Origin of the sequence: Mesorhizobium sp. M0815 (assembly GCF_040319995.1) — a bacterium.
Classification (GTDB): domain Bacteria; phylum Pseudomonadota; class Alphaproteobacteria; order Rhizobiales; family Rhizobiaceae; genus Mesorhizobium.
Genome location: NZ_JAMYOU010000062.1, coordinates 1 through 11,787, shown reverse-complemented (window position 1 = coordinate 11,787; position 11,787 = coordinate 1). Strand labels below are relative to the sequence as shown.

Annotated in this window: 10 protein-coding genes; 3 read left to right on the top strand and 7 right to left on the bottom strand. The window is 64.7% G+C overall.

The genetic code is table 11. From position 1 onward, the window contains the following. Positions 1-207: 207 nt before the first annotated feature. From NKI01_RS30550 to NKI01_RS30540, 3 genes are all read right to left on the bottom strand, one after another. Positions 208-1,443, bottom strand: a complete 1,236-nt coding sequence (locus NKI01_RS30550) for an amidohydrolase/deacetylase family metallohydrolase (RefSeq protein ID WP_352965809.1) — start codon at positions 1,441-1,443, stop codon at positions 208-210. 22 nt (positions 1,444-1,465) lie between these two features. Beyond that, a complete protein-coding gene (locus NKI01_RS30545; protein WP_352815950.1) occupies positions 1,466-1,831 on the bottom strand; it encodes a RidA family protein in 366 nt (121 codons plus the stop codon). Between the two features lie 340 nt (positions 1,832-2,171). Further along, positions 2,172-2,600, bottom strand: coding sequence for an Lrp/AsnC family transcriptional regulator (locus NKI01_RS30540; protein ID WP_352965806.1), 429 nt, complete (start codon positions 2,598-2,600; stop codon positions 2,172-2,174). A gap of 123 nt (positions 2,601-2,723) precedes the next feature. Here NKI01_RS30540 and NKI01_RS30535 point away from each other — a divergent pair, with 123 nt between their 5' ends. Next, complete coding sequence (locus NKI01_RS30535; protein WP_352965803.1) at positions 2,724-3,827, top strand: saccharopine dehydrogenase family protein; 1,104 nt, start codon at positions 2,724-2,726, stop codon at positions 3,825-3,827. Positions 3,828-4,015: 188 nt separating this feature from the next. On the opposite strand, the gene lpdA is transcribed toward NKI01_RS30535, so the two are convergent. From lpdA to NKI01_RS30515, 4 genes are all read right to left on the bottom strand, one after another. Further along, positions 4,016-5,410: a dihydrolipoyl dehydrogenase gene (gene lpdA / locus NKI01_RS30530; protein ID WP_352965812.1), complete on the bottom strand. Its 1,395-nt coding sequence runs from the start codon at positions 5,408-5,410 to the stop codon at positions 4,016-4,018. A gap of 264 nt (positions 5,411-5,674) precedes the next feature. Next, positions 5,675-7,054 (bottom strand): dihydrolipoamide acetyltransferase family protein, encoded by a 1,380-nt coding sequence (locus tag NKI01_RS30525; protein WP_352965800.1) that lies wholly within the window; start codon positions 7,052-7,054, stop codon positions 5,675-5,677. A gap of 11 nt (positions 7,055-7,065) precedes the next feature. Beyond that, positions 7,066-8,079, bottom strand: a complete 1,014-nt coding sequence (locus NKI01_RS30520) for an alpha-ketoacid dehydrogenase subunit beta (RefSeq protein WP_352965797.1) — start codon at positions 8,077-8,079, stop codon at positions 7,066-7,068. A gap of 2 nt (positions 8,080-8,081) precedes the next feature. Then, complete coding sequence (locus NKI01_RS30515) at positions 8,082-9,314, bottom strand: 3-methyl-2-oxobutanoate dehydrogenase (2-methylpropanoyl-transferring) subunit alpha (RefSeq protein ID WP_352965794.1); 1,233 nt, start codon at positions 9,312-9,314, stop codon at positions 8,082-8,084. Positions 9,315-9,628: 314 nt separating this feature from the next. Here NKI01_RS30515 and NKI01_RS30510 point away from each other — a divergent pair, with 314 nt between their 5' ends. Both NKI01_RS30510 and holA read left to right on the top strand, forming a co-directional pair. Continuing rightward, positions 9,629-10,564, top strand: coding sequence for a hypothetical protein (locus NKI01_RS30510; RefSeq protein WP_352965791.1), 936 nt, complete (start codon positions 9,629-9,631; stop codon positions 10,562-10,564). Between the two features lie 53 nt (positions 10,565-10,617). Next, the gene (gene holA, locus NKI01_RS30505) at positions 10,618-11,664 is read left to right on the top strand and encodes a DNA polymerase III subunit delta (protein ID WP_352481323.1); all 1,047 of its coding nucleotides are present in this window, start codon (positions 10,618-10,620) and stop codon (positions 11,662-11,664) included. Positions 11,665-11,787: the final 123 nt, after the last annotated feature.

The following is an 11,787-nucleotide window of genomic DNA, read 5'->3' as shown; positions in this document are numbered from 1 at the left end:
CGAACAACCGCCGCAACCCCGCCGCCGCAAGCTTTTGCTCATGACTGCGCAACAGGTCCCTTGTGGGAGAAGGTGGATCGGCGCGTAGCGCCGAGACGGATGAGGGGTGTTGGACGGATCGCCGTGGGTGCCAAGCTGGAGCACCCCTCATCCGTCGCCTTCGGCGACACCTTCTCCCACAAGGGGAGAAGGGGAGCCACATCGCCGTCAATCGTGGCTATGTCCGAAATGCCGGCTCGCCACCTCGACATGCGTGTCGTGCGCATGCGCTTCGAAGCGTTCGGTCTCGCCGAGATCGTCCACCGCCTCGTTCGGCCACCAGGTGCCGCCGACCACGATGCCGGCCGAGACCAGCCTTTGCTCGGCGACCAGCGAGGCGCCGACCGAATCGACAAAGGTGAAGTGGCCTGGACGCAGACGCAGCACCGCGACGTCACCGACCACGCCAATCGCCAGCCTGCCGAGATCTGGCCTGGCGATCGCTTCCGCTGGCCGCTGCGTTGCGGCGCGCAGCACCTCGACCAGTGGCATGCCGAGCGCCAGCAGTTTCGACATGCAGACCAGGATGTCGAAGGCCGGCCCGTCGACGCAGTAGAGATGCACGTCGCTGCTGATCACGTCCGGCGCCAGACCCTCGCTGAGCATCGCTTTGGCCACCTCGAAATCGAACGAGCCCATGCCGTGGCCGATGTCGAAGATGACGCCGCGCTCGCGCGCCAGCCGCATATCCGGCCGCACCGCCCCCGAGGCGAAGACCGGCGCGTTGGGAAACGGCCGGAAGCAGTGGGTGAGGATGTCGCCCTTGCGCAGCCGCGGCAGCACTTCCGAGCGGCCGGGCGGCGGCTCGTCTATATGCGCCATCAGCGGCAGGCCGGCCTTGTCGGCGGCTTCGAGCGCGAGATCGACCGGCGCGATGCCGCTGGTGCCACCGGCATGGCGACCCGAGCGGACCTTGACACCGACAACCACGTCCGCGTGCTCGCGCGCCGCCGCCACCGTTTCGCGCGGTTCGCAGAGCCGGAGGTCGCTGCACTCGCCGACCGCCACGGTCTGCGAGAAGCCGAATATGCCGGCAAAGGAAATGTTGACGTAGGCCAGGATGCGGACTTTCGAGCGCTCTATGACGTGGCGGCGAAAGCCGAGGAAATTGCCGGCGCCGGCGCTTCCGGCATCGATGAAGGTGGTGGTGCCGCTCTTCGCCGCAAGCCGGTCGGCATCGACGCCGAGCGACGTGCCGCCCCAATAGACATGGCTGTGCAGGTCGATCAGGCCGGGCGCGACGATGGAGCCCGTGGCGTCGATGACGCGGGCTGCACGTTCGAAGGGGATTTCGGTGTCGATCGCGGCGATACGGCCGTCGGCAATCGCCAGATCGCGTTGTGCGTCGAGGCCGGACGCCGGATCGATGAGGCGGCCGCCTTTTATCAGGAGATCGAATTGCATTGCGCCTGTCTCCGCTTTTCCGTCAGGCCGGCCTGTAGGCGACGGCTTCGACCTCGATCTTGATGTCGATCATAAGCCGTGACTCCACAGTCGTGCGTGCCGGCGGATCTTTCGGGAAATGCCGGGCATAGACCGTGTTGAAGATGCCGAAGTCGCGCGCGTCCTCGAGCCAGACCGTGGTCTTGATCACATCGTCCAGCGTGCAGCCGGCCAGCGCCAGTGCCGCCTTGATGTTCGACAGCACCTGTTCGGTCTGCTCGGCGATGCCGCCCTTGACCACCAGCCCGTCGCCGCCGACCGGCACCTGGCCGGAGACATAGACGAAATCGCCGGCCCTGACCGCCGGCGACAACGGCACATGGGATTTTCCGAAACACTGCTTGGGCAAGGAGGCCTCCTCTGGAAATCTTGCGTGACCGCCCTTATGCCTGCCACCGCGGTTCTCATCCAACATTTTGGAAGCTATATCGCTTTGCTGCGGGAGCGCCAGCTTGGTCACGACGCTCGGTGACCCTTCGCGCCCCCCTCTGTCCTGCCCTCTTTCCCACTACTTGGCATCTCCCCCACAAGGAGGGAGATTGGCCGTCATCACTGATTTCGCCAACCACCGACCTTGCAAAAGGTGCGCTGCCAGCGAAGCTGCCGATCTCCCCCCAAGTGGGGGAGATGCCCGGCAGGGCAGAGGGGGCGCTGTCCCGCCAGCGTCTGGACCCGCGACACCAGCCCGCTCAGCGATCGATCCGCGTCGACAGGATGATCGACGACGACGTCCGCTCGACCCCGTCCATGGCGCCGATCTGGTCGAGAAGCGTGTCGAGATCCCTGATCGACGGCGCCTCGACGATGACGATCATGTCGAAATTGCCGCTCACCGAATGCAGCGTCCGTACCGGCGGCAGCGCCTGCAGGCTGCGCACCACCTTGTCGGCAAGCTTGGGCGTGACGGTGAGCAGGACATGCGCCCGCACCAGTCCCTGTTCGTAATCCGGCGAGAGCCTGACGCCGTAGCCGGTGATGATGCCGCGCTGCTCCAGCCGCTCGATCCGGCTCTGCACCGTCGTCCGTGAGACGCCCAGCCGCCGCGCCAGTTCGGCGGTCGAGGCGCGTGCATTGATGCGCAGCAGGGAAAGCAGCGCCTGGTCGGCATCACTAAGCATTTCGACGAACCTTGCCGGCGTATTGGCCAAACAGAGACTGCGTTTTGCACAATCCCACGCTTCCTTTCGACAGGCAAGCTGCGATTCTAGCCGTCTATTTAACATTGGTGCGAGGGACCGGTCATGAAGGAAATCATCGTCGTCGGCGCCGGCAAGATCGGCTCGACCATAGCCGAGATGCTGGCATCCACGGGCGACTACCATGTCACCCTGGTCGACCGCTCGGCTGCGCAGCTCGGCGCGGCCGAACTGCTGGCCGGCGTAGAGACGCTGGAACTCGATATCGAGGCCGTCGGCACCCTCGAAGCCGCCCTGGCCGGCAAGTTCGCGGTGCTCAGCGCCGCGCCCTTCCATCTGACCACGCGCATCGCCGAAGCGGCGGCCAGCGCCGGCGTGCACTATCTCGATCTGACAGAGGACGTCGTCAGCACCAGGCGCGTCAAGGAATTGGCGCGCTCCGGCAACAGCGCCTTCATCCCGCAATGCGGGCTGGCGCCGGGCTTCATCTCGATCGTTGCCAAGGATCTCGCCAGCCGATTCGACACGCTGGAAAGCGTGCGCATGCGGGTCGGCGCGCTGCCGCAATACCCGTCGAATGCGCTGAACTACAATCTGACCTGGAGCACCGACGGCGTCATCAACGAATATTGCGAGCCTTGTGAGGCGATCGTCGAAGGCGAGCTGGTCGAAGTGCCGCCGCTGGAGGAGCGTGAAGAATTCTCGCTCGACGGCGTCACCTACGAGGCATTCAACACCTCGGGCGGGCTGGGCACGCTGGCCGAAACGCTGAAAGGCAAGGTGCGGACGCTGAACTACCGCACCATCCGCTACCCCGGCCACGCCGCGATCATGAAGGCGCTGCTCAACGACCTCGGCCTGCGCCACCGCCGCGACGTGCTGAAGGACATTTTCGAAAGCGCCCTGCCGGCGACGCTGCAGGACGTGGTCATCGTCTTCGTCACCGTCAGCGGCCGCAAGAACGGCCGCCTGCTGCAGGAGACCTACGCCAACAAGATCTACGCCAGGCGCGTCGGCGATACGGTGCGCAGCGCCATCCAGATCACCACTGCGTCCGCGATCTGTGCCGTGCTCGACATGCTGGCCGATGGCACCTTGCCGGCAGAGGGCTTCATCAAGCAGGAGGACATCGCGCTCGACGCCTTCCTGGCCAACCGCTTCGGCCGCGCCTACGCGCAGCACGAGATGGTTAGCCGACTGGCGGGGTGAGTGCGGTTGCCCGACGGCGAAGCTGCCGATCTCCCCCCTTGCGGGGGAGATGTCGCCGAAGGCGACAGAGGGGGTCGCCTCGCGTAGAGCGCTAACCTCCATCTGTCGCAAGGGAGGTCGCATCCAGTCGAACCGACCCCCTCTGGCCTGCCGGCCAATTCCCCCTCAAGGGGGGAGATCAGCTGCCCTCAAACATGCACCGCCTGCCCGAGCGCCTTCAGCGCCGCTTCCTGAAAACCCTCACCTTGCGTCGGGTGGGCGTGGATGGTGCCGGCAATGTCCTCCAGACGCGCGCCCATTTCCAGCGCCAGGCCGAAGGCCGTCGACAGTTCCGACACGCCTTGGCCGACCGCTTGGATGCCGAGCACCAGATGGTTGTCGGCGCGGGCAACGACCCGGACAAAGCCCTCCTCACCCATCTTCGTCATCGCCCGGCCATTGGCGGCGAAGGGGAACAATCCGACCTTGATCTCGCCACGGGCCTTTGCATCCTCCGGCGACAGGCCTGCGGTGATCAGCTCCGGATCGGTGAAGCAGATAGCGGGAATGCAGCGTTTGTCCCAGCTGCGCTTGTGGCCGGCGACGATCTCGGCGACCATTTCGCCTTGCGCCATCGCCCGGTGCGCCAGCATCGGCTCGCCGGTGACGTCGCCAACGGCAAAGATGCCGCGCATCGAGGTGCGGCACTGGTCGTCGATGCGGATGAATTTTCCCGCCATGTCGAGGTCGATCTGCTCGAGCCCCCAGTCTTCGACCACCGGCTTGCGCCCGACGGTGACCAGAATCCTGTCGGCAACGATCTTGGCATTCTTGCCGTCCTTCGTCTCGACCAGCAGCGCATCGCCCTTGGTCGACAACCCCTTGGCCTTGGCGCCCACAAGCACCTCGATACCGAGCTCGGCGAGCCGCTTCACCACCGGCCGGGTCAGTTCGGCATCATATTGCGCCAGTACGCGCGGCAAAGCCTCGACCACGGTCACCTTGGCGCCCATCTTGGCGAAGGCGATGCCGAGCTCCAGCCCGATATAGCCCCCACCAACGACGGCAAGCCTTTCCGGCACTTCGCTCAGCGCCAGCGCTTCGGTGGACGATATCACCAGCCCACCGAAGGGCAGCGACGGCAATTCGATCGACGCCGAGCCCGTGGCGATCACCACCGTCTCGGCGCGGACCACCTGCATCCCGGTTTCGGTCTGGACCTCGACGGTCTTGCCGTCACGGAATTTCGCCCAGCCGTGCACGGTCTTGACCCCGGCCTTCTTCAACAGGCCGGCAACGCCGCTGTTAAGCCGGCTAACCATGCCGTCCTTCCAGGCGATGGTCGTTTCGAGATCAATCGATGGTGTTGCGATTGAAATGCCGAGCGGGCTCTTGCCGCCGGCCATGTGCGACGCCTTTTCGAACTCTTCGGCCGCATGGATCAGCGCCTTGGACGGGATGCAGCCGACATTGAGACAGGTGCCGCCCGGTTTACCGAACTCGACGATAACCGTGTCGATGCCAAGCTGGCCGGCGCGGATGGCGCAGACATAGCCGCCGGGGCCGGCGCCGATGACGAGCAGCTTGCAGGAGATTTCCTTCATGTCGTGCCCCATGCAGCGGCTCGGAAAAGGGCGCTCTGTGGCGATCCTTCGCGCACCCCTCTGTCCTGCCGGACATCTCCCCCACAAAGGGGGAGATTGGATCTCGCCTCCGCCTTCGCCAATCGCCGCCGTCGCAGGAGCGGTCGGAGCGCGGAAACTGCCAATCTCCCCCCTTGTGGGGGAGATGCCTGGCAAGGCAGAGGGGGGCGCTGTCCCTCCAGCCTCCCGATCGTTCCGCACCGCCCCAACATTCTATTCATCTCCTCAATCCACAAAAATCAGCGCTGGCGTTTCCAGCAGCGCCTTTATCCGCTGGATGAACACCGCAGCGTCCCAGCCGTCGATGACGCGGTGGTCGAAGCTGGAGGACAGGTTCATCATCTTGCGCGGGATGAACTGGGTGCCGTCCCACACCGGCCGCATCATCATCTTGTTGACGCCGAGGATCGCCACTTCCGGATGATTGATCACCGGCGTCGTCGCCACACCGCCCATCGCCCCGAGCGAAGTGATGGTGATGGTCGATCCAGAGAGCTCGTCGCGCGTCGCCGTGCCGGATTTTGCCGCCTCAGCCAGCCTGACAACCTCGGCTGCGCAATCCCAGATGTCGCGCGCCTCGGCGTGCTTGACCACCGGCACCACCAGCCCCGACGGGGTCTGCGCGGCGATGCCGATATGGACCCCGCCATGCTGGTGGATTATGCCCGCCTCGTCGTCGAACAGCGCGTTGAGGTTTGGCTGGTCGGCGATCGCCTTGACCATCGCCCGCATCAGAAACGGCAGCAGCGTCAGCTTCGGCCTGTCCGCGCCCGGCCGCTTCTCCTTGTTGAGCGCGGCGCGCAAATCCTCGAGCGCGGTGACGTCGATCTCTTCGACATAGGTGATGTGCGGGATGCGCGATTTGGCCAGCGTCATCTTCTCGGCGATCTTTCGCCTGAGCCCGACTATTTTGATATCCTCGACCGCCTCGTTGCGGACAAGCCCGGAAATCTTGGCGGGCCCGGGTCCGCGCGCCAGGAAAGCTTCGATGTCCTCATGCTGGATACGGCCGGCCGGGCCACTCCCCACAATTTGCCGCAGGTCGATGCCGGCCTCTTTCGCCCTGAGGCGGACGGCCGGCGAGGCCAACGGCTTCTCGCCCTCCGGACGCCGCGCGCCGGAGATCGGCGCAGTACCCCCGCCGGAGGGGAATTCCGTTGCCGGCTCACTTTCGCGCACAGAAGCGCTTCCTGACGGAGGTGGGACTGGTTTGGCGTCGGCCTTGGGAGCCGAAGCTCGTCCCCCTCCCCCTTGTGGGGGTCCGAAGGACGGGCGAGACCCGTGGCTCGCCCCGGCAAGGTTAAGGGTGGGGGTACGCTTGGCGCCCGCCTCAACGTCCCGTGGCGGCTTGACGTTACCCTCGCCGGCCACCTTCAGGCGCACGATGGGCGAGCCGATCGCCACCGTGTCGCCGATCTCCGCACCCAGCCAGAGGATCTCACCATCGACGGGCGAGGGAATCTCGACCGTCGCCTTGTCGGTCATCACAGCGGCCAGCACGGCGTCCTCGCGCACGAGATCGCCGACCTTGACCTGCCATTCGACCAGCTCGGCCTCGGCGACGCCTTCACCGACATCGGGTAGCTTGATGACATATTCGCCCATCGTCTTCCCCCTCAGGCTTCCATCGTTTCGACGAGCGCGCGGCCTAGCCGCGCAGGACCGGGAAAATAGTCCCACTCCTGCGCATGTGGATAGGGCGTGTCCCAGCCGGTGACCCGCGCCACCGGCGCCTCCAGATGGTGGAAGCAGTTCTCCTGAACCAGCGCCGAAAGTTCGGCGCCGAACCCCGATGTCAGCGTCGCCTCGTGCACGACCACGCAGCGCCCGGTCTTGCTGACCGAGGCGACGATCGTCTCGAGGTCGAGCGGCAGCAGCGTTCTCAGATCGATGATCTCGGCATCGATGCCGGTCTCCTCGGCCGCCGCCTGGGCGACATAGACCATCGTGCCGTAGGCAAGTACGGTGACCGCAGCGCCCTGTCTGCGGATCACCGCCTTGCCGAGCGGCACCGTGTAATGGCCGTCGGCGACTTCGCCAAGCTCGTGTTTCGACCATGGTGTTACCGGCCGCTCGTGATGACCGTCGAAGGGTCCGTTATAAAGCCGCTTCGGTTCCAGGAAGATCACTGGGTCGGGATCCTCTATCGCGGCGATCAGCAAGCCCTTGGCGTCATGCGGGTTCGAGGGCACCACGACTTTCAGCCCGGAGACGTGGGTGAACAGCGCCTCCGGGCTCTGGCTGTGGGTCTGGCCACCAAAAATGCCGCCGCCGGTGGGCATCCTGACCACGATCGGGCAGGTGAAGTCGCCGTTCGATCGATAGCGCAGCCGCGCCGCTTCCGAGACGATCTGGTCATAGGCCGGATAAACATAGTCGGCAAACTGCACCTCGACGCAAGGCTTCAGCCCGTAGGCGGCCATGCCGATGGCCGTGCCGACAATGCCGGATTCGCTGATCGGCGCATCGAAGCAGCGGCTCTTGCCGTATTTCGCCTGCAGGCCTTGCGTACAGCGGAAGACGCCGCCGAAGAAGCCGACATCTTCGCCGAAGACGATGACACGCTCGTCGCGCGCCATCGACACGTCCATGGCGTCGCGGATTGCCTCGATCATGGTCCGTCGCGGCATGGTTAGACTCCCGCCTGCTGGCGCTGGCGCCTGAGGTGCGGCGGCATCTCGGCATAGACGCCCTCGAACATATCGCGCGCCGAGGGCTTGCCGCCGGCATGCAGCGTGCCGTGGCGCTCGGCCTCCCGCTGCGCCGAAATCACCGTGTCGAGGATTTCCGCCTCGGCCTGGGCGTGGCGTTCGTCCGACCAGACGCCGCGCTGGATGAGGTGGTTCTTCAGCCTGACGATCGGGTCGCCGAGCGGCCACGCGTCGGACTCGGCCTTCGGCCGGTAGGCCGACGGGTCATCGGAGCTGGAATGGGCGCCGACGCGGTAAGTGACATATTCGACCAGCGTCGGCCCGAGATTGTTGCGCGCCCGCTCCGCCGCCCATTTGGCCACCGCATGGACGGCGAGATAGTCGTTGCCGTCGACGCGCAGCGACGGGATGCCGAAGCCCAGTCCGCGGGCAGCAAAAGTGCCGGAGCCGCCCCGGGCGATCCCCTGGAAGGTCGAAATCGCCCACTGGTTGTTGACGACGTTGAGCACGACCGGCGCCTTGTAGGTCGAGGCGAACACCAGCGCCGAATGGAAGTCGGACTCGGCGGTCGAGCCGTCGCCGATCCAGGCGGCGGCGATCTTCTGGTCATTGCTGATCGCCGAAGCCATCGCCCAGCCGACCGCCTGGGTGTACTGCGTCGCCAGATTGCCGGAGATCGAGAAGAAGCCGTGCTCTTTCGACGAATACATGATCGGCAGCTGCCGGCCCTTCAGCGGATCGGCCTCGTTCGAATAGATCTGGTTCATCATCGTGACCATCGGATAGCCGTCGGCGATGAGCAGCCCAGCCTGCCGATAGGTCGGAAAATTCATGTCGCCCGGCGCCAGCGCCTTGCGGAAGGCGCAGCTCACCGCCTCTTCGCCGAGATGCTGCATGTAGAAGGAAGTCTTGCCCTGGCGCTGCGCCATCTGCATGCGCGCATCGAAGCTGCGCAGCGTCACCATATGGCGCAGCCCCTCCAGCAGTTCCTCGTCGGAAAGCAGGCCGGCCCACGGCCCGACCGCCTCGCCGGCGCGGTTGAGCACACGAATGATCGAGAACGCCAGATCGCGGATGGTGCGCGGATCGACGTCGATCTCGGGGCGCGGCACCGAGCCGGCCTTGGGGATGGTCACGTCTGAAAAATCCGGCGTGCCGCCCGGCCGCACCTCCGGCTCCGGAACATGGAAGCGCAACATTCCGGCATCGGCCATGATCTCGGTCCTCCACTGTTGCCCGGCGCGATATTTGCACACCGCCGGACCAGTGCCAATTCGTCGGGCAGGGCTTCGGTCCTTCGGCTCCCGCCGATGCAGCCTGCCGCGCACAAGATGAAGATGTGTCTGCGAAATTTCTTGTCGATGTTGGACGGCAGCACGCAACTTAGCAGAAATTTGCCGACGATTGCCGCAACAGACGATATGTCCCGGGGTGAGCTTGCCTTTGACGAGCCCGCACATCCAGCGATTCAAGTTGCGCCTACCATTCAGGACCTTATCGTGACGGCATCGTTGTGAGAGAGGCGGGAATGCAAGGCAGATCGAGGGCCGTCGTCGCTTTGGCGATTGTAGCTTTTCTGGTTGGATCCGGTCGACCAGCTTTCGCTCAGTCGGACGATTGCATCGGCACGTACTATCGCACGAGGGATGCTGCCTGCATTGACCGGCTTATCACAACCTTGGATCAAGCTCCGTCCAGCGCTGAAAACGGAACGATAACCGGGTTTTTCGCTGCATTGTTCGACGGCTCGCCGGAGATGCGACGAAAACTGCTGGATGGCGTGCCCTCCGATCGCGCGGCTGACCTTTATCTGGCCGCTCTGCACAAGGCTGGTCTCACGGACGAAGCGCGGCGTTTCGCGTCGAGCCGAAAGCTGGAGGATGCAGCATCCCCCGGTGCCATGCCTTTGAAAACGTTGACACCCCTCTTTGTCCCGTTGGACAATGATCTGCTGCTTGGCGCCTATATGGCGACAGGAGACTTGTCCTACATAGATCATATTCTGGGAAATCTTCGAACCAGCCGTGACGGCATCGCGGCGGACGCAATCCGCATCGGCCTTGTTATGGGGAAATTCGCGGGTGCGGTGGCTCCAGGTCGCCCCGAGAATATCATGATTGTCGCTGCATGCCGGAAATATGGGTGCCCCAAGAGCCAGGCATCAAAAGACATGATGCGTGTGATGACGGTGGCATCGGCTGTATGGGCTATACGGTCGCTGGCGAAGAATGACGTTGCAATCAAACAGGAACTCGATCGCTTTTTCCAAAACGACTCGCGTTTGGCCGCCATTTTCGCAAGAGAGCAGAACGCCTTCACAAATTATCTGGCCTCAGTGACTTTGTGGTCGGTCGAGAAAGACAAATCGCTTGACGCGGCAATGACGGACTATGAACGCCTCGGTGCTGCCGATACTTCGTTCAAGCCTGATAGCATCCTGCAATCCCCCGAGGACAAGAACTAGCAGGCCGGCGCCTGTGGTTCACCCGGAGCTCTCGCCATGCTAACCACAACACCATGGCACAGAAGAAAGCATACGAGGTCGATTCATGGCTCGCGAAGCCGGATCCGCGCGTCTCGATCGTGCTGCTTTACGGTCCCGATCGCGGGCTGGTCGCCGAGCGGGCAAAGGCCTTTGCCGCCAGGACCGGCCTGCCGCTCGACGATCCGTTCTCGGTGGTCAGGCTGGACGGATCGGAGGTCGATCGCGACGAGGGCCGGCTGCTCGACGAGGCGCACACCGTGCCGATGTTTTCGGAGCGGCGCCTGCTATGGGTGCGCAATGCCGGCGCTCAGAAGGCGCTTGCCGACGACGTCAGGGCGCTGACCGCCGAGCCGCCGCGCGATGCCATTATCCTGATCGAGGCCGGTGACCTGAAGAAGGGCGTCGGCCTGCGCGGCGTGGTGGAGGCGGCGGACAATGCCATGGCTCTGCCTTGCTACGCCGATGAGGCCAGGGACATTGACACGGTCATCGACGACGAACTGCGCAAGGCTGGCATGTCGATGACGCTGGAGGCGCGGCAGGCGCTGCGCCGCAACCTCGGCGGCGACCGGCTGGCCTCGCGCGGCGAGATCGAAAAGCTGGTGCTTTATGCGCATGGCCAGGCCGAAATCGGCCTCGACGACGTCAAGGCGACATCCGGCGATGTCTCCGGCCTCTCCTTCGATGCGGCCGTCGACGCCCTGCTCGAAGGCAGGATCGCCGACTTCGACAGCGCCTTCACCCGCCATTGCCAGTCTGGCGGCCAGCCCTTCCTGGTGCTTTCATCGGCGATGCGGCAGTTGCAGACGATCCAGGCGATGCGCGGCCTGATCGACGCCGGCGGCCGCAATGCCGCTTCGGTCGTAGCCGCGGCGCGCCCGCCGGTGTTTTTCTCCAGGCGCAAGCTGGTCGAGAAAGCCCTCGAACGCTGGAGCAGCGAGGCGCTCGGCCGCGCCCTGACCCGCTTGCAGACGGCGGTGCTGCAAACGCGCCGGCGGCCCGATCTGTCGATCGCGCTGGCACGCCAGGCGCTGCTCGGCATTGCCGTGGAAAGCGCAAGGCTAGCGCAGCGCACCTGATCTCCCCCTTGAGGGGGAGATGTCGCCGAGGCGACAGAGGATAGTGTCCTGAAGGTTCTGCAAAAAGTTTTGGAGAGAGAACGGCGCTTGCTCTGAAGGGCGAGCGGCCATGGCACGGTGGTG